Source organism: Mesoflavibacter sp. CH_XMU1422-2, from assembly GCF_037029245.1.
Taxonomy (GTDB): domain Bacteria; phylum Bacteroidota; class Bacteroidia; order Flavobacteriales; family Flavobacteriaceae; genus Mesoflavibacter; species Mesoflavibacter zeaxanthinifaciens.
The window spans coordinates 187,829-206,876 of record NZ_JAYMEE010000092.1; the positions used below are offsets into that span (position 1 = coordinate 187,829).

The following is a 19,048-nucleotide window of genomic DNA, read 5'->3' on the forward strand; positions in this document are numbered from 1 at the left end:
ATTGTTTTTGGATTATTTGTTATTTATTAAATCCATTAAATCTACATCGTTTCCAAGAAGGATTTCGTTAGGGTTTATACGTCCTTTCATGCTGTCGTTTTCTAATTTTAAAACGCCTCTTGGACAAACTGCACTACAAATACCGCAGCCAACACAACTAGAACGTACAATGTTTTCACCTTTTTGTGCATAAGCACGTACATCTATTCCCATTTCGCAATAGGTAGAACAATTTCCGCAAGAAATACATTGACCACCGTTGGTAGTAATTCTGAATTTTGAAAATAAACGTTGCTGAAATCCTAAAATTGCCGCCATAGGACAACCAAATCTACACCAAACACGACTGCCAAAAATAGGGTAGAAGCCAGTACCAATAACACCAGAAAATATAGAACCGATTAAAAATCCGTAGCTTTTTCTTAAACTTTCAGATTTAAATAAAAATAACGAATTGTCTTTACTAAAATAGTGCAAAGCAAATAACGACATGATAATTACAAAGTAACCAATAGCACCATATTTGGCATCTTTAGCTAATTCTTTACGTTTAAAGATAAATGTTCCAACAAAAATTAAAGTTAAAAACGATGCAACAAAAATTAAAAACGACGATTTTGTAAGCCAATACTTGCTGGTATCATTACCCAAATAACTATGTATTACAGCTGTAGTCATAAGTACAACAAACACTAAAACCGAGTGAATTACCCAACGCTCTACCTTCCAAGCAAATTGAGATTTGTCACTTAATTGCCTAAAGCTATCACCAGCTGTTTCGGCTAATCCACCACAACCACAAACCCAAGAACAGTACCAACGTTTACCGTACTTATAAGTTAAAATAGGTGTAATAACAAATATTGAAACGATACCAAAAATTAGCATCGCTAATCCAATGTTTCCTGCGCTTATAAATGCTTTTACGCGATAACTTTCAAAATTATAATAATTAAGAGGCCAAATGTTTTTTAAATCGTAGTAAGGTAAATCGCTATTCATTACGTACATAAATTCTGGAATTAAAAACGCAAAAGCCAATTGAAAAAACATGACCGAAATAGTGCGGATTTGCTCATAGCGATTATGTCTATATTTTAAAATGAATTTATAACCAAACACCAAAATCGCAACTGTATATAGCGTACCGTAAACAAACCATTGACTGGCATCTCTACCACTTAAAAGTTGACTTAAAGGATCAAAAAGCGCAACTAAACCTGTGTTTTCTTCACCTTTTTGAGCTAAACCTAAATATTGCGGATAAAAATAAAGTACAATATAAAATAAGGTTAAAACAACACCAATTAGCCAACCGACTAATCCTCTTGAAGATAAAGATTTAAACCAAACACCATCATTTTTTATGCCTTTAGATTTGTCTAAATACAAGCTGTTAGAAAACCCAATAGCGCCAATAAACATTAGGCTCAAAGCGATAGTTAGAGTAATTGCTTTGTTAGGAAATTGAACGTTAAATAAAGCCAACACCAAAATAAAAAGGCCTAACATACCAACTGCTGATGCTATTTTTTGAGTTTTTGTTAATCCGTAAGAATTAGCCAAAGACATACTGTAATTTAATTTTAAGCTCATGTTAGTTAGTTTGTAAGGTGTTATTGTACGTTTCTTTTATCTCGTTTTCAAATCGTTTGTAAAATTCTGGATCAAAATTGGCTTGCTCTAGATGATTGATGACAAAGTCTAAATCTCGCTTTTCGGTAAGCCATTTGTCAAAAACTTCGTGACGTAGTCTAATGCCAAAGGTATTGATCCCTAAAAATTGATTGGTGTCTCTGTGATAAGCTATTGTTATACATTTGGTATCGTCTTCATGTTTCCAATGAAAATGAGCTTCGTAATCAGGTTTTCCTTTTTTACCGTTTACCCAACCATAGGTTTGATATTCGATATCTAAAAATTTTGCGCTGTTAAACCAATGTCCTGGTTTGTATTCCGTTTTATTGCCGCAAATGGTTTGCGCTAAAGTTTCTCCCATCATGCGTCCTGTGTACCAAACCGCTTCAATTGGTCTACGATTTCCAATCGCTTCGCGCTGTTCGGCGCAATCACCAATAGCATAAATGTCTTTAATGTTAGTTTCTAAAAAACGATTGACTAAAACACCTTTATTGGTTTCGATATTGTTTTCTTTTAAAAATGAAATGTTAGGCGAAACTCCAGCAGTTAAGCCAACAAAATCACAAGGAATGTCTTCGCCAGTGTCTTCAATGATGATGGATTTTACTTTTCCGTTGTCATCAGAAATGATTTCTTTTAAATTAGTTGAAAGTCTTAAATCGATATGATGATTTTTAATGTGTCTGTTTATCATTTGGCTTTCGCCTTCTGGTAAAACGCTATTCCAAAAACTGCTTTCGCGCACTAAAAATGTTACCGGAATATTTCTAGAGTTCAACATTTCTGCCAATTCAATACCAATTAATCCGCCACCAACAATGACGGCGCGTTTACAAACTTTATTATTTGGCGCATAGATTTCAAGATGTTCTAAATCTTGTTTGCTGTATAAACCTTGCACGCCTTTTAGATTTTCGCCTGGCCAACCAAATTTATTAGGTTTACTACCTGTTGCGATCACTAATTTATCATAACTCATTTGGTCGCCTTCTGCAAAATGAAGCGTTTTATTGTCAGTATCAATACTGTTAACGTAGCCTTTTTTTAATTCGATATTATTTTTCTTCCAAAACCAATTTTCGTAAGGTTGTGTGTGCTCAAACTTCATGTGTCCCATGTAGACATACATTAACGCCGTACGCGAAAAAAAGTAATCACTTTCAGCAGAAATGATTGTGATTTTTTTATCAGATAATTTTCTAATATGTCGTGCTAAGGTAACTCCCGAAATTCCGTTACCAATAATAACCACGTGCTCCATTTTTTGGTTTTAGTTAGGCTTTAAGTCGAAGGTTTTGTTAAAACCTTAATTCTTTTTTCCAAGTTTGTTTAAATTTATTGATAAATTCAGACTTATGCGGTTAATTTTTCATATTTCTATATTGCTTTTGTGTTGTGCTTGTAGCTTGACTTCACCTAAGATTGAAAAAATTAATGGTGTAAGTTTTGTAGCGTCTCGAGATAGTGTTTCTGAAAAAAATATAAAACCTGTCGTAGATTTAAACGCCAATTATGCGGCAATAATGCCTTTTGGTTTCATCAAAAATTTACAGCATCCAGAAATAATTTATAATACCGATAGACAATGGTTTGGCGAAACTGATGAAGGTGTAAAACAGTACGTTCAAACACTGAAAAAACAGCAAATAAAAGTGATGATTAAACCTCAAATTTGGGTTTGGCGTGGCGAGTTTACTGGTTTAATTAAGATGAATTCCGAAGAAGAATGGCAAGAACTAGAGAAGACGTATGAAAACTTTATTTTAGATTTTGCTAAAGTAGCCGAAGACATTAACGCCGAAATACTTTGCATTGGTACAGAACTTGAAAATTTTGTAGCACATCGACCAAAGTTTTGGACGCAATTAATTAAAAAAATTAGAACCATTTACAAAGGTAAACTTACATATGCAGCCAATTGGAACGAGTTTACAAAAACACCGTTTTGGGCAGATTTAGACTATGTTGGTATAGATGCTTATTTTCCTGTAAGTGATTTAAAAACACCAACTGTAGCAGATTGTTTACAAGGTTGGAATGCGCATTTGCCAGATATTAAAAATGTGCAGCAAACCACAAAAAAGCCTATTTTGTTTACCGAATTTGGTTACCGTAGTTTTGATTTTTCTGGAAAAAAACCATGGTTAATCGGTAATTACGACGCTAATCCAAACCTAGAAGCGCAAGTAAATACCACAAAAGCTTTATTTGAAACTTTTTGGAAAGAAGACTGGTTTGCAGGTGGATTTGTTTGGAAGTGGTTTCATAATTACGAGCAATCTGGCGGCACAAAAGACAATATGTTTACACCACAAAATAAACCTGCGGAAGAAATTATTAGACAGTATTATAAAAAATAATCTATGCGAACATTAGTAATTGGAGATATACATGGCGGATTAAAAGCGCTAATTCAACTGTTAGAACGAGCAAATGTAATAGAAGAAGATTGTCTTATTTTTTTAGGAGATTATGTTGATGGTTGGAGCGAATCTGCACAAGTGATTCAATATTTAATAGAATTATCAAAAACAAATACATGCGTTTTTATAAAAGGAAATCATGACGCTTGGTGCGAAGATTGGCTTAGAGAACACTTGATTAATCAATCTTGGTATCAACATGGCGGAAAAGAAACGATTGAAAGTTATAGTGTTTTTTCAGATGAAGAAAAGCAGCAGCATTTACAGTTTTTTGAAGCTATGAAAATGTATCATTTAGATGAAAATAATAGGTTGTTTATTCATGCAGGATTTACATCTGTTCATGGTGTTGAAAAAGAATACCAAATTGAAAATTTTTATTACGATCGTACACTTTGGGAAATGGCAATAACCATGGATAAGCGTATTGAAAAACACTCAGAATTATACCCAAACCGATTAAAACATTACACCGAAATTTTTATTGGTCATACACCAACCATCAGGTTTTCTCAAGATCAACCAATGCACGCCATTAACGTATGGAATATAGATACAGGTGCTGCATTTACGGGTAAATTATCGGCAATAGATTTGGATACAAAACAGGTATTTCAAAGTGATGAAGTTTATAAAATGTATCCTAACGAATCTGGAAGAAATACTAATCCATATCGTTTAATTAAAAGAAAAAAATAATTACCCAATATTTTCTTTATAATATTCATGTAATTCACTAGCAGAAGCGCCAAGCCATTTTTTTAAATATATCATCCAAAAGTGATATTGAAGTTTAAACACGCCATGTTTTTTATATAACCTTGAAGAAGTAATAATCGGCTTATTAATCACTGTAAATTGTTTTAGTTTATATAGCTGACTAATAAAAATATTGTCTTCGTAAATAATATAAGACTCATCAAAACCACCAATTTTATCAAATAATGCTTTTGTAACAAATAAACTTTGGTCGCCACCACGACAAGCTTTAAAATTGAATTGAGTAAACCAACCAGCCAAAAGTAACCACCAATGATTACTATCAAATTTTAATCTAAAACAACCTGCGTAGTTAGCTTTTTGTATTTCATTTAAAATGAAATAATCAAAGTGTTTTGGAGGAAAAGAATCGGCATGTAAAAAATATAAAATAGTTCCTGTTGCAGCTTTAGCACCAGCATTCATTTGTTTGGAACGTCCTTTAGATGAATTAATGATTTTAATGTTAGTTTGTGTGAAAGTTTTAACTATTTCAACTGAATTATCAGTACTTCCACCATCAACAACAATGATTTCTAATCGGTTTTTTTGTTTAGCGTTTTCAATAAGGTGTTGAAGCAATTTGCCAATGTGTTCTGCTTCATTTAACATAGGAATTATGATAGAAATTCTATTCATTTAAATTCCAATTATAATCTTTGTAGTTAATTTTTGCGTCTTTAGAAATTGTAGGTGAAGTGTATAGATTTATAAAATCAATAACAGTTCCGTTAGTTTCAAAATCTTTGCTAAACCACTTGAAAATTTTAGAGAGTTTTAATTGATTTTTAGTGATTTCATTTTTAGTGTTATCCGCCAGAAATGCTTTAGTAGCTTTAGTTAATTGAGCATCTAAAGTATTTGCTTTAAAAGCTTTGTTTTGAAGTTTTGGACAAGAAATTGATGCGCAAACAATAGTAAAATGAATTCGAGGCTCGTTCATTTTTCTTAGAATATCGTGTTCAATTTCATCTAAATTATAACTGAGATTTGCAGTTTTCCATAATCGCTGTTTCCAAGGATTTTTTATGTCTTTGATAGATTTTATTGGGTAATAACGCACAATTAAATCTACAGTCAACGCATTGTATAGATTAATCCAGTAGGCTAATTTTTCATTTTTAGTAGCGCTATCTGAAGGTGTGTTTTTAGATAAATATGATATGTAGTTTTTAAGTTTTACAGAATCTTTTTTGAAAGACTTGTAATTTACTTCTCCAGATTCTGAAACATGTTTAGTTAATAATTCTGACCATAATTTATGATCTAAATCTTGAGAAAAACCAAAAAACGTCCAACCAAAACAGAATAGATAAATAAAGTGTTTCATAATAATTTTAAGTTTTAATTAGACGTTTTTTGAATTTTAGATTTCTGCTTTCGCAGAAATTTTAGCAGCATCCGCCACCATCGTAATGGAAGGTAGATTCGCTAATAAAAATATCATCTCTGCCAAGACTAGCTAAAGCGACAGCAGTTTTGTCGCAAATTGCCAATGGTTGGTTTTTTAATAAAACGTGACCAGCTTTATCATCAAAATAATCGTCTTCACCATAATAAATAGCAGCTTTACCAGTAAAAATACATGGTCCATCTGCAGGCATTGGATCTTTTATAGCGGCAACTTCTATAGATTCTATATAGATTAGCTCGTCTGTTGGGTAATGTTTTGGGTCTAAAATACGGTATGGTTTTCTGGCTCTAATTTCGATAGTTCCAAAACCAGCATCGGTTAAAGCTTTGACATACTCAGCAATTGGTAAACTACCACTTAAGCAAAGTGCACGTAATCTTTCGTCGTTGCGTAACGTATCATTCATTGGTTGCTCGCAAGTTGGATCACTCATCACTAAACGACCATGAGGTTTTAAAACACGGTACATTTCGTCAATTGCTTTTTTCAATTCTTCAGCTTTAAAAATATTGAATAAGCAGTTTTGCGCTGCAACATCAATGCTATTATCTTCAACAGGTAAGTGTAAAGCATCTCCTTTTTTAAGATCTACAAATTCACTTTTAAACCAAGGGTTTTGAGCTTCGGCTTCTTTAAAATTTTTACGTGAAGCGTCTAACATTTCATCTACAACATCTACACCGATAACGCCATTTTTTTGACGAGAAAAATAGGCGAATTGCAGTAACTCCATTCCGCCACCAACACCAACATAAAGTATTTTTGGGCTGTTAGTTAAATCTCGAGGATGAACGGTTGATCCGCAACCATAATTCATCTCTTGCATAATTTTTGGGATTTTTAATCCTGGTAATTCCCAAATAGGATTTGTAGTACAACATAAGCCAACATCTGGTGTTAGTGCTGCTTCTTTGTAAACGTCTTTTGTGGTGTTTAAGTAACTCATAATTTATTTTCCTGCGTAGGCAGGAATCTTTTTAATTGTTAATATCTTTTAAACGTTCATTTTGTCTTGATACAAAACGAACCAAAAAATCATATTGAAATGAGGAATTTTTTATTCCTTTTAGAGGAATAAAAACCTAAAATTAAATCTAAATTTTCTCCAAGGTTTCAAAAATTATTAACGATTTAATTTTAATATTCTGCATTTCAAAACTCAATGTTGAACATTGAATAGGGACTAGACTTTTTATCAAAAAAAAGTTATCCCAATATTTTAAGTTTTCTATCTTTTATCTTCAGTATTCAGTGTCAGTTTTGAATGCAAACTTTCTGCTAAATACTACCAGCTATTAAAGTGTTTCTATTAAATCTTTAAATAAAGTAATCATATCAGGTTCGGCTTTGTTAGCCATAGCTATAATTTCTTGTATATCTACTGGTTTTAAATTTTCTGGGTCACACTCGTCTGTTAATACAGACACTGCTGCAACTTTTAAATTTAAGTGATTTGCGACTATAACTTCTGGTACGGTGCTCATTCCTACAGCATCTGCCCCAATATTTTTTAGCATTCTGTATTCTGCTCTAGTTTCTAATTGTGGACCAACAACACTTGCATACACACCTTCATGTAAAGAAATATTATGTTTTTTCGCTATAGTTTTTATTGCGCTGTTAATGTCTAAATTGTAAGGAGCACTCATGTCTACAAAGCGTTCTCCTAAAGCTTCTACACCTTGAAAAGCTAATGGCGAACTACCTTGTAAATTAATATGATCGTCTATTAACATAAGTTCGCCTTTTTTAAAATCTAAATTTATAGCTCCAGCAGCGTTAGAAACTAATAAAGTTTTTATACCTAATTTTTCCATCACTCTAACAGGATAAGTTACATCTTGTAAGGTGTACCCTTCGTAAATATGAAAACGACCTTGCATGACAATTACTTTTTTGCCTGCTAGTTTACCAAAAATTAATTTGCCTTTATGAAACTCGACTGTAGCAGTAGGGAAGTGCGGAATATGATTATAACTAACTTCTGCAATGGTTTCTAGATGACTTGGTAATTGTCCTAAACCAGTACCTAAAATAATCCCTATTTCTGGTTGGTCAAATCCTTTATCTTTTAAATAATCTACAGTTTTATTAATGTATTTTATCATGGTTTAATTAATGCTTTTAAATCGTTATATTTTTCTATGTCGCTATAAACGTCAATATCGTTTAAGGTCTCTAACAAAAATACATTTTCTTGCTCTAAATTGTCTAAAGTTTCTTTTAAAACGCTACTTGTTCCCCAATTTTTATTTTGAAATAATTTAGGGTGAAACTCCTTCATTCCTAATAAATAATAACCGCCATCTTCAGCAGGTCCAAGCACGACATCATTGTTTTCTAATGCTTCAAACGCTTGATTGATATGTTCTAGTTTTAAGTCGTAAAGATCGCTGCCAACTATGATTATTTTTTTATAATCATTTTCAAAACCGTGTTTAAAGGCATTTGCCATTCTTTGACCTAAATCATTACCGTGTTGTTGATGTTTTTGGTAAATGTTGTTATCCCAAACATCATTTTCTCTAATTTTTACAGAATAATAGACAGCTTTATCGCAGTTTAATGGTCTTAATACACTTTCGGTATGTTCTAATAATTTTTTATATATCGCTAAAGCGGAAGGATTGCCAATAGTTTTAGCTAATCTAGTTTTTACCTTTCCTAATTCTGGATTACGTGTGAATGTTATGATGAGATTTTTCTGATTCATTTAAAAAACTTTTTCACCTTTAATTAACCATTTAGACCAATTTTTGTCGTAAACATGTACTTTTTCAGTTGCTTTTTCATTTAAATCAAAAACTGAAAAATTGTTATTTTTCCATTCAAAAATACCACCATACAAATTGAAAACATTGGTGTAGCCTTCATCTTTTAATTGCTGTGCAATTTTTGCAGATCGTACACCAATAGAGCAATACACAACAATCATTTCGTTTTTATCAGAAATAAGTTGAGTTGTTTTTTCTATGTCGAAATTTTCAAAATCTACAAATACAGCATTTTTTAGATGACTTACTTTATATTCTTCAAAACTTCTAGCGTCCAAAATTTTAGCTTTGGTTTTTGGCATAGCTAACTCTTGTACACTAATGTAAGGTATATCAGAACGATTGTGTTTTTTCAATACATCATTTAAAGTTTTTTGTCCAAAACTTTGAACTCCTATTAAGGTAAATATGTATAAAAAAACTACCTTCATTTTAAGCTACAGTACCTTGACAACTACTTCCTGCACCAGCAGTACAACCATAACAATGTTGAGAAATTATGATATCTCTGTTTTGTAAAACTTCTTCATTATAGTTGCTAATATGTTTGGTTTTACTAGCGACTTTTAAATCTAGCATTTGATTAAAATCGCAGTCGTATAAATAACCATCCCAACTTACAGATAGTGTATTTGTGCACATTACATTTGCTACTGCTGAAGGATTAAATGCATCTACCAAAGCGTACATGTAATCTTCATAATTTTCACTAGCAATTAGGAAATCTAAAAAGCGGCTAATAGGTAAATTAGTGATAGCAAATAAATTATGAAATTGAATGCCAAAATCTTCAAGCAAAGCCTTTTTAAAATCTTTTTCCATTGCAGCTTGATTAGCCGGTAAGAAAGCGCCAGATGGATTATAAACTAAATCTAATTTTAGATTGCTGTCTGGCATACCATATCCAACTGCATTTAAATCTTTTAGAGCTTGTATGGATTGATCAAAAACACCTTCGCCACGTTGTTTATCTGTTTTTCCTCTTGTCCAGTGTGGCATTGACGATACTACATGTACGTTATGTTTTTTAAAGAACTCTGGTAAATCGTGATATTTTTTATTAGCTCGAATAATAGTTAAGTTAGAGCGAACAATAAAATCTTTAATTCCTACTTTAGCTGCCTCTTCTACAAACCATTTAAAATTAGGATTCATTTCTGGTGCGCCACCAGTAAGGTCTAATGTATGTGCACCTGTAGATTTTATAACATCTAAGCATTGTTGCATAGTTTCTTTCGTCATAATCTCTTTACGGTCTGGTCCTGCGTCTACATGACAATGCTCGCAAACTTGATTACACATATATCCTACATTAATTTGTAAGATTTCTAAAGGTTTTGGTTTAAGGGGGAATTGATTGCTTTCTGCAATTTTATCTTTAAAAGTGGGTAATTCGCCATTAGCAAAGATACCATTAGACAAAATTTCTAGTTGTTTATTGGTTTTTGCTAATTCACTATCGCGTTTATGTAAAGATTGGGTTTTTAATTTAGACATAAATTAACCTTCTAATTTATTCACTTTATTCATCATTTGCACACCATGCACTAAAGAGGCGCCACCACGTATTGCACCAGCAACATGTAAGGCTTCCATCATTTCTTCTTTAGTGATTCCGCGTTGTAAGCCGTCTCCAGTGTATGCGTCAATACAATATGGGCATTGAATGGTGTGAGCAACAGCTAATGCGATTAAAGATTTTTCTCTTTCAGATAATGCGCCTTCTTGAAAAACGGTATTGTAATAATCGAAAAATTTTGAACCAAGCTCTTCGTTCCAGTCAGAGATTTTTCCAAATTTTCTTAAATCGGCAGGATCATAGTAAGTTTTTGACATAATTGGTGTTTGTATTTAGTTACGTAAAAAGTGAAATTACAGTTTTATGTCGAAAAAAATATTGGCTTATTACATTTTTTTTAAAAAGAAGATTGTAAAAACCAAAAAACCCGAACAATTTGTTCGGGTTTTTAGTGGTGGTGCCTCCAGGAATCGAACCAGGGACACAAGGATTTTCAGTCCTTTGCTCTACCAACTGAGCTAAGGCACCAGTTGCATTATTGCGGATGCAAATATATATTCATTTTTAAAACTGACAAAACAAAAAATGGAAAAAATAAAATTTGTTTTAAAACTTTCATTGTTTGAATGTGTATTTGTCTCTAATTCAATATTATAAATAAATTAAGAAAATTTATGATTCGGTTTTGTAAATTTGGCACTTTTGGTAATTGTATGAACTTAATTATTGACGTAGGAAATACTAGTATAAAGCTTGCTATTTTTGAAGAAGAAAAACTTTTGATAAAAAAGGTTGTTTTTGAAGAAGGATTGATTGAAGCAGTAAATAATCTGAATAAAGATTATAAAAATATAAAACATGTAATAGTATCTTCTGTAGGAAATTTGGGAGAAGACATAAAAGCGTATTTAACTAAAAATCATCAGGTTTTATATCTTTCACATCAAACCAAAATTCCTTTTAAAAATTTATATGCAACACCAAATACATTAGGTATTGATAGAATAGCTTTAATAGCAGGTGCTGTAAATCAATTTCCTGATAAAAACGTATTAGTTATAGATGCTGGTACATGTATAACGTACGATTTTATTAATTCTAAAAATGAATATTTAGGTGGTGCTATTTCGCCAGGATTAAGAATGCGTTACAAGGCTTTACATAATCAAACAGCCAAATTACCGTTATTAGATACTGAAGCGATTGAAAGTATTATAGGTAATACAACCAAAACATCAATTAATAGCGGTGTTGTTAATGGATTAACTGTAGAAATTGATGGAATAATAGCTCAATACAAAGAAAAATTTAGTGATTTAACAATAATTTTAACAGGCGGAGATGCTAATTTTTTGTCTAAACAATTAAAAAGTAGCATATTTGCCAACTCAAATTTCTTGCTGGAAGGCTTGAATTTTATTTTACTCAACAACATAAGCGAATGATAAAAAAACTTTTTATAGTTTTTATTGCATTAATAGCAATTCAAAGTAAAGCACAACAAGGAGGCGGATCTCCATATTCTTTTTATGGAATAGGAAGTTTGAAGTTTAAAGGATCTGTAGAGAATAGAAGTATGGGAGGAATGGCTGTCTATAAAGACAGTATACATATTAACTTTACAAATCCAGCAACTTTTGGAGATAATAACATTGCTAGTTTTAAAAATGAAAGTAGACCTGTAAAGTATACAGTTGGAGGAAGCCACTCTGCATCAACATTAAAATCAAATTCTAGTAGTGATAAATCTAATACAACTTCTTTTGATTATTTAGCACTTTCTGTACCTATAAATAAGTTTGGTTTTGGGTTTGGACTTTTACCTTACAGTTCTGTAGGTTATAAATTAAACAACTTTTTAGATAATGGTAATCCAGAAGCTAGATATGAAGGAAGCGGAGGAGTTAACAAAGTATTTTTATCTACAGGATATCAATTAACAAAATCCTTAAGTATTGGTGCTAATGCAGATTATAACTTTGGTAATATAGAAAACTCAACGCTTGTTTACGGATATAACACAGAAGGAGATTTATTATCATATCATTCTAAAGAAACAAACTCTTCTAGCTTAAGCGGTTTAAGTTTTAATTTTGGATTGCATTTTAGAGAGATGATTTCAGATAAACTAGAAATACAATCTTCTTTTACTTATGCGCCAGAGTCTAATTTAACATCAAAAAACGAAAGACTATTTTCTACAGTAACAATAAATTTTGATGATGGTACCGAAACTTTTATAAATCAATTTGATGCAGACTTAGAAGCAAATAATTTAGATGAAACAACATTAACGTTACCATCTAAGTATAGTATTGGCGTTGGTTTAGGACAACCACGTAAATGGTTTGCAGGTATAGAATATACAGCACAACAAACTAGTAAGTTTAACAATCCACTTTACGCAAATACAGGTACGACTTTTGAAGACGCATCAAAACTATCTATCGGTGGATTCTACATACCAGAGTATAATGCGTTTTCAAGTTACTGGAAGAAAATAGTTTACAGAGCAGGATTGCGATTTGAAAATACTGGTTTAAATATCAATAATCAAACTATAAACGAGTTTGGCATGTCTTTTGGAGTAGGATTACCAGTAGGAACACCAAGAACACCATTTTCTAATGCAAATATAGGGTTAGAGTTTGGAAGACGAGGGACAACAGATGCTAACTTAATAAAAGAAAACTTTGTGAACATCAATATAAGTTTATCGTTAAACGATTGGTGGTTCCAAAAAAGAAAATACAACTAAAACAAGATAAAAATTAATAATTATGAAAACTAAGATTACATTACTAATCGCGCTATTTTTTAGTTTAAGCTTTGGTTTTTCTCAAAACGAACAAGAATGTGCAACAAAATTATCTTTAATGGCAGAAGCTGCTAAAGCGGGTAATTATGAAGCTGCATATCCTCCATTTAAATGGCTAAGAGAAAACTGTGAAAAATATAATCTTGCTATTTATCAATATGGAGAGAAAATTTTAGAAAGTTTTGTGGAGACTAAAGAAGATAAAAAAACATATATCTTAGAATTAACAGATATGTGGAATGATAGAGCAGAATACTTCCCTAGCAAAACTAAAGCTGGTAAAGTTATGGTTGATGCTTGTTTGCTTAAGTATGATAACAAAGAGATTTTAGGATTAACTACTCAACAGTTATATGATTGTTTTGATAATGCATACAAGACAGATAAAGAAAACTTTACAAGTACCAAAGGATTATATCTTTACTTTAAATTAGCTGTAGAGTTATATGATGCAGAGAAAATGACTGCTCAACAGTTGTTTGATAAGTATGATGATGTTGCTGAAAAAATTGAATACGAAATAGAAGACAATACTAGAAGTCTTAACAAGTATATTGAAAAAGAAGAAGCTGGTACAACTTTAACAAGTAGAGATGAAAAGTATAAAAAGTATCACGGACAAATGATAGATGCTTTTGGTAAAGTAACAGCAGGTATAGATTCAGATTTAGGAACAAGAGCAAATTGTGATAACTTAATTCCTTTGTATACTAAAAACTTTGAAGCTAATAAAGATAATGCTGAGTGGTTACAAAGAGCATTAAATAAAATGTATCAAAAAGATTGTCAAGAAGATCCTTTATTTATTAAGATATTAGATACTAAACACAATTTGCAACCAACAGCAGATTCAGCTTATTATTTATATGTTAAAACAGGAGAACAAAAGTATTTAGATCAAGCAATTTCTCTTCAAACAGATCCTTTAAAAAAGTCAAACTTAGTGTATAGAATTGCATTAAACTTTAAGAAGAAGGGAAGCTATGGTCAAGCAAGACAATATTTTTACGAAACAGTTAAGTTAAATCCATCTAACAAAAATCCATACATGCACGTAGCAGAAATGTATGCAAAAAGTGCCAACAGTTGTGGTACAGATAGCTTTAACAAAAGAGCAGTATTCTGGTTAGCAGCGCAAGAAGCTAATAAAGCAGGAAACTCAAGTGCAGCAGCAAGATACAATGGTTTAGCACCAACAAAGTCAGAAATCTTTAATAAAGATATGGCAGGTAAATCAATTAGTATTGGATGTTGGATTGGTAGAACTGTAACAGTACCAAAACTATAATGCAAAATCAAAACTTACATATCATAAAAAACTCAGTCATAGCATTTGCTATGACTTTGTTTTTTGCATGTAAAGGCAATTTAAAGGACATTAAAAAAATGGATATGTCTGCTAACGAGCCTGTAGGAATTTCAGATAGTATTAATGTAAAATATACAGATTCTGGTCGTTTAGCAGCTAATTTAATAAGTCCAAAAATGTACGATTATAGTAATCGTGACTTTTCCTATAGCGAATTTCCTGATGGAATTTTACTTTATTTATACGATAAGCAAAATCAAAGAACAACGATTATTTCAGATTATGCTATCGTTTATAATGAAACCGATTTAATAGATTTAAGAGGAAATGTTGTTGCTGCAACTCCAGAAAAAGATACATTGTATGCAGAGCAATTGTATTATGACCAAACCAAGCAATGGTTATTTACAAACTTACCAGTTACCTTTAGATCTAAAGACTACGTAACTAATGGTGAAGGTTTTGACTCTGATAGAGATTTTAATAAAGCCGAAGTCTTAGGAGTTACCGGTCAATTTGCAGTTACAGAATAATTGTAGCACCTTTTACTTTTTTAGTATCTTTACAGCCTAAATTATAATTCATTACATGAAATTATTTAAATTATTTCAATACGCATATATCGTATTTGCAGTATTGTTTGTTTATGATGCGTTTGCAGAATACAATAGTACAGGACAAGTAAAATACCTTTCATTGTTTTTAGCAGCTTTAGCTGTATTTATGTTCTTTTTTAGAAAGAAATTCAACAATAAATTTGATAACAACAAATAATGGCAACTTCAATAATAATTATTGTATGTTCATTATTATTATCGGCTTTTTTTTCGGGTATGGAGATTGCTTATGTGTCTTCAAACAAAATTCATATAGAAATTGAAAAAAAGCAAGAAGGGTTTTTAGCGCAAATACTAACAAAAATTACTGCTAAACCTTCCAAATTTATAGCAACTATGCTTATTGGTAATAATATAGCATTAGTTATTTATGGGTTGTTTATGGGCGATTTGTTGGTGCAATGGTTTCAAAGCTTTTTACCTTCAGAAAGCGGATTTGTAACCTATTTGTTAACCGATTTAAACTTGTTAACTCAAACCATAATTTCAACATTAATTATATTATTTACTGCAGAGTTTCTTCCAAAAGTATTCTTTCAGATTTATGCCAATTCATTATTAAAAATACTAGCATTTCCTGCGTATTTGTTCTATGTGCTTTTTACTTTTATTTCAGATTTTGTCATTTGGATTAGTGATGTTGTACTAAAAAAATTCTTCAAAACAGAAGGCGATCAAGTGCAACTAGCTTTTACAAAAGTAGAATTAGGTAACTATATTAGTGAGCAAATGGAAAGCGTAGAAGAACATGAAGAAATTGATACCGAAATTCAAATTTTTCAAAATGCTTTAGAGTTTTCCGAAGTAAAAGCGCGTGAAGTTATGGTGCCTCGTACCGAAATTACAGCGCTAGAACTTCGTGATTCTGTAGACGATTTAAGCAAATTATTTACAGAAACAGGCTATTCTAAAATCTTAATTTATAAAGAAACAATAGACGAAATTTTAGGTTACGTGCATTCTTTCGATTTGTTTAAAAAGCCAAAAAATATAGGTTCAATGATTATGCCTGTCGAGTTGGTGCCAGAAACCATGCTTATTAAAGACATCTTAAATGTACTTATCAAAAAACGAAAAAGTATAGCAGTTGTAGTGGACGAATATGGTGGTACATCGGGTATTATGACTGTAGAAGATATTGTAGAAGAATTATTTGGAGAGATAGAAGATGAGCATGATAGCGTAGATTTAATTGAAGAACAAAAAGACGAAGATAATTTTGTGTTTTCTGCAAGATTAGAAGTAGACTACATTAATGAAACCTATAAAATAGACTTGCCAGAAGGTGAAAATTATGAAACTTTAGGCGGTTTAATTGTAGACTTTACAGAAGAAATTCCGCAACAAGACGAAATCGTAATTATTGACAATTTCGAATTCAAAATATTAGAAGTATCCAATACAAAAATAGATTTAGTAGCCTTAAAAATTAAAGAAGAAGATTAGCTTCAACTACATGAAAATCTTGATAATAGCTGCTTAATTTATTATTTAATTATTTATTATAAAAAGTACTTTTATTATTGAATAGAAAATGGTATTTTCGCCCACTATATTTCATAAAATTTATCATAGAAAATGGCAATTTTAAATAAAATAAGACAGAAAACAGTTGTATTAATTTTGGTTATCGCGTTAGCCTTATTCGCATTTATTTTATCAAGTTTATTTGATAATAAAGATGCATTATTTGGTAAATCTCAAGACGTTGTTGCAACCATTAACGGTAAAGACATAAGCAGAGTAGAGTTTATGAGCCTTGTAGAGCAACAGCAACAACAAATGGGTGCAAACGCAACTTCAACTCAGGTAATGAACCGTGTATTTGATGCTAAAGTTAGAGAAGCTGTTATGGAAGGTCAGTTTGAAAAATTAGGACTATCTATAGAAACTGATCAAATGAGAGATATTTTAAAAAATGCATTATCTACAAGCCCAGAATTTTTAAATGAAGCAGGTATATTTGATGAGTCTAAATTAAAAGTTTACATAGATAACTTAAAATCTACATCAGCTCAAGCATACCAAAACTGGGTAAATTATGAGCAGCAATTAGCAGTAGGAGCATTACAAACAGATTACTTTAACATGGTTAAAGCTGGTGCAACTGCAACTTTAGCAGAAGGAGAGTTAGATCATAAATTAGCTAATGATAAAGTAGATATTAAATATGTGCAAGTACCTTACAGTTCTATAGCAGATAGTACTGTTAAAGTATCAAAATCAGAAATTAAAGATTACATTTCTAAGCATAAAAAATCTTACGAGACAGAAGCTAGTAGAAGTTTTCAATATGTATTCTTTAAAGAAGAAGCATCTGCTGAAGACGAAAAGAATATCCAAAATAGTTTAAAAGAATTATTAAACGATAGAGAAGTTTACGATGAAAATGCAGAAGACAAAAAACGTACAGAAATAGGTTTTATAAACACAAAAGATGTAGAAGATTTTGTTAATGCAAATTCTGACGATATAAAATATAACGACAGATTTTTAAAGAAGTCTGCTTTACCAGAAACTATTGCAGATACAATTTTTAACCAAGAGATTGGTTTTATCTACGGACCATACAAAGAAGGTAACTACTATAAATTATCAAAACTAGTAGATAGAACTACTTTACCAGACTCAGCAAAAACAAGACACATTTTAATACCATTTATAGGAGCTTCAAGAGCGCCGGCAGATGCTAAACCAAAAGCAGAAGCAGAAGCTTTAGCAGATAGCTTATTGACAGTTTTAAAATCTGATAAATCTAAATTCTCTGAGTTTGTTACAGAATATTCTACAGACCAAGGAAGTGTAAACAACGAAGGTCGTTACGATTGGTTTGCTTACGACAGAATGGTGCCAGAATTTAGAGACTTTGCTTTTGAAGGTAAAACAGGAGATTTAGGTGTAGTAGAAACTGCATTTGGATTACATATCATTGAAGTTGAAGGTCAAAAAGGATCTTCAGATATGGTGAAAGTAGCAACTATAGCTAGAAAAATTGAACCATCAGAAGATACTAACGACAAAATATTTAGAGATGCTTCTACTTTTGAAGTAAACTTAGAAAATGCAGACTTTGCAACATTAGCTAAAGAGTCTAGTTATGATGTAAGACCAATGACAGCTAAAGAATTAGACGAAAGTATACCTGGTATAGGTAACCAAAGACAAATTGTACGTTGGGCTTTTGAAGAAGGTACAGATGTAGGAGACTACAAACGTTTTACAGTTTCTGGAGGTATAGTTATTGCGCAATTAACTTCAAAATCTGAAGCAGGGTTAATGAGCGTAGAAGATGCGTCTGTAACAGCTTTACCAGAGATTAGAAAAGAAAAGAAAGCTAAACTAATCATGGATAGAGTAAGCGCAACTACTTTAGAAGAGTTTGCAAAAGCAGAAAATCAAAATGTAAGAAGCTCTGTAGCTATCAACATGAAAAACCCTACAATTTCTGGTGCTGGTAACGAGCCAATGGTTGTTGGTACAGCATTTGGATTAAATGAAGGAGAAACTTCTGGTTTAGTAAAAGGAAATACAGGTGTATTTATGGTACAAACAACTAAAAAGACACCAGCAACAGAGTTAGAAAACTATCAGCCTTTTGCAAATCAAGTAAGTACACAAAAATTAAATTCTGTACAAAACAGATTATACAATGCTTTAAAAGAAGCTGCTGAAATTGAAGATAACCGTGCTAACACAGTACAGTAATTTTTAAATAAAATACTATAAAAAAGCCTCTTGAAAATCAAGAGGCTTTTTTTATTGTGTTTGTTTCAG

Annotated in this window: 19 protein-coding genes and 1 tRNA gene; 9 read left to right on the forward strand and 11 right to left on the reverse strand. The window is 31.6% G+C overall.

The window, feature by feature from the left end; translation table 11 throughout:
• Positions 1-12: 12 nt before the first annotated feature.
• Both WA340_RS13815 and WA340_RS13820 read right to left on the reverse strand, forming a co-directional pair.
• Positions 13-1,596: a 4Fe-4S binding protein gene (locus WA340_RS13815; protein WP_336129508.1), complete on the reverse strand. Its 1,584-nt coding sequence runs from the start codon at positions 1,594-1,596 to the stop codon at positions 13-15.
• Between the two features lies 1 nt (position 1,597).
• Positions 1,598-2,902: an NAD(P)/FAD-dependent oxidoreductase gene (locus tag WA340_RS13820; RefSeq protein ID WP_336129509.1), complete on the reverse strand. Its 1,305-nt coding sequence runs from the start codon at positions 2,900-2,902 to the stop codon at positions 1,598-1,600.
• 94 nt (positions 2,903-2,996) lie between these two features.
• Here WA340_RS13820 and WA340_RS13825 point away from each other — a divergent pair, with 94 nt between their 5' ends.
• Together WA340_RS13825 and WA340_RS13830 are read left to right on the forward strand one after the other, a co-directional pair.
• Positions 2,997-4,001, forward strand: a complete 1,005-nt coding sequence (locus tag WA340_RS13825; RefSeq protein ID WP_336129510.1) for a glycoside hydrolase family 113 — start codon at positions 2,997-2,999, stop codon at positions 3,999-4,001.
• A gap of 3 nt (positions 4,002-4,004) precedes the next feature.
• Positions 4,005-4,763 carry a metallophosphoesterase family protein gene (locus WA340_RS13830; protein WP_336129511.1) on the forward strand — a complete coding sequence of 253 codons (759 nt, stop codon included), beginning with the start codon at positions 4,005-4,007 and terminating at the stop codon, positions 4,761-4,763.
• Here WA340_RS13830 and WA340_RS13835 read toward each other — a convergent pair whose 3' ends face one another.
• The 9 genes from WA340_RS13835 to WA340_RS13875 form a co-directional block, all read right to left on the reverse strand.
• A complete protein-coding gene (locus tag WA340_RS13835; RefSeq protein WP_336129512.1) occupies positions 4,764-5,462 on the reverse strand; it encodes a TIGR04283 family arsenosugar biosynthesis glycosyltransferase in 699 nt (232 codons plus the stop codon). It lies immediately after the preceding gene.
• The gene (locus WA340_RS13840) at positions 5,455-6,153 is read right to left on the reverse strand and encodes a DUF547 domain-containing protein (protein WP_336129513.1); all 699 of its coding nucleotides are present in this window, start codon (positions 6,151-6,153) and stop codon (positions 5,455-5,457) included. Before WA340_RS13840 ends, WA340_RS13835 begins: the two co-directional genes overlap by 8 nt.
• 61 nt (positions 6,154-6,214) lie before the next feature.
• The gene (gene arsM / locus WA340_RS13845) at positions 6,215-7,183 is read right to left on the reverse strand and encodes an arsenosugar biosynthesis arsenite methyltransferase ArsM (protein ID WP_336129514.1); all 969 of its coding nucleotides are present in this window, start codon (positions 7,181-7,183) and stop codon (positions 6,215-6,217) included.
• Positions 7,184-7,532: 349 nt separating this feature from the next.
• Positions 7,533-8,345, reverse strand: coding sequence for a purine-nucleoside phosphorylase (locus WA340_RS13850; protein ID WP_336129515.1), 813 nt, complete (start codon positions 8,343-8,345; stop codon positions 7,533-7,535).
• Positions 8,342-8,950 carry a TIGR04282 family arsenosugar biosynthesis glycosyltransferase gene (locus tag WA340_RS13855; RefSeq protein WP_336129516.1) on the reverse strand — a complete coding sequence of 203 codons (609 nt, stop codon included), beginning with the start codon at positions 8,948-8,950 and terminating at the stop codon, positions 8,342-8,344. The genes WA340_RS13850 and WA340_RS13855 overlap by 4 nt, the downstream gene beginning before the upstream one ends.
• Complete coding sequence (locus WA340_RS13860) at positions 8,951-9,442, reverse strand: rhodanese-like domain-containing protein (protein WP_336129517.1); 492 nt, start codon at positions 9,440-9,442, stop codon at positions 8,951-8,953. It abuts the gene before it with no gap.
• A gap of 1 nt (position 9,443) precedes the next feature.
• Positions 9,444-10,508, reverse strand: a complete 1,065-nt coding sequence (gene arsS, locus WA340_RS13865) for an arsenosugar biosynthesis radical SAM (seleno)protein ArsS (RefSeq protein ID WP_336129518.1) — start codon at positions 10,506-10,508, stop codon at positions 9,444-9,446.
• A gap of 3 nt (positions 10,509-10,511) precedes the next feature.
• The gene (locus WA340_RS13870; RefSeq protein WP_106679939.1) at positions 10,512-10,847 is read right to left on the reverse strand and encodes an arsenosugar biosynthesis-associated peroxidase-like protein; all 336 of its coding nucleotides are present in this window, start codon (positions 10,845-10,847) and stop codon (positions 10,512-10,514) included.
• A gap of 135 nt (positions 10,848-10,982) precedes the next feature.
• Positions 10,983-11,058, reverse strand: a tRNA-Phe gene (locus WA340_RS13875).
• 185 nt (positions 11,059-11,243) lie between these two features.
• Here WA340_RS13875 and WA340_RS13880 point away from each other — a divergent pair.
• The 7 genes from WA340_RS13880 to WA340_RS13910 all read left to right on the forward strand — a co-directional run bounded on the left by WA340_RS13880 (position 11,244) and on the right by WA340_RS13910 (position 18,979).
• Positions 11,244-11,975: a type III pantothenate kinase gene (locus WA340_RS13880; protein WP_336129519.1), complete on the forward strand. Its 732-nt coding sequence runs from the start codon at positions 11,244-11,246 to the stop codon at positions 11,973-11,975.
• Complete coding sequence (locus WA340_RS13885) at positions 11,972-13,288, forward strand: hypothetical protein (RefSeq protein ID WP_336129520.1); 1,317 nt, start codon at positions 11,972-11,974, stop codon at positions 13,286-13,288. Before WA340_RS13880 ends, WA340_RS13885 begins: the two co-directional genes overlap by 4 nt.
• Before the next feature lie 22 nt (positions 13,289-13,310).
• Positions 13,311-14,636: a hypothetical protein gene (locus WA340_RS13890; protein WP_336129521.1), complete on the forward strand. Its 1,326-nt coding sequence runs from the start codon at positions 13,311-13,313 to the stop codon at positions 14,634-14,636.
• A complete protein-coding gene (gene lptC / locus WA340_RS13895) occupies positions 14,636-15,190 on the forward strand; it encodes an LPS export ABC transporter periplasmic protein LptC (RefSeq protein WP_336129522.1) in 555 nt (184 codons plus the stop codon). The genes WA340_RS13890 and lptC overlap by 1 nt, the downstream gene beginning before the upstream one ends.
• Positions 15,191-15,245: 55 nt before the next feature.
• Entirely contained in the window at positions 15,246-15,431 is a 186-nt protein-coding gene (locus tag WA340_RS13900; protein WP_027880983.1) for a hypothetical protein, read from the forward strand.
• A complete protein-coding gene (locus WA340_RS13905) occupies positions 15,431-16,720 on the forward strand; it encodes a hemolysin family protein (RefSeq protein ID WP_336129523.1) in 1,290 nt (429 codons plus the stop codon). Before WA340_RS13900 ends, WA340_RS13905 begins: the two co-directional genes overlap by 1 nt.
• 132 nt (positions 16,721-16,852) lie before the next feature.
• Positions 16,853-18,979: a peptidylprolyl isomerase gene (locus WA340_RS13910; protein ID WP_106679951.1), complete on the forward strand. Its 2,127-nt coding sequence runs from the start codon at positions 16,853-16,855 to the stop codon at positions 18,977-18,979.
• Positions 18,980-19,048: the final 69 nt, after the last annotated feature.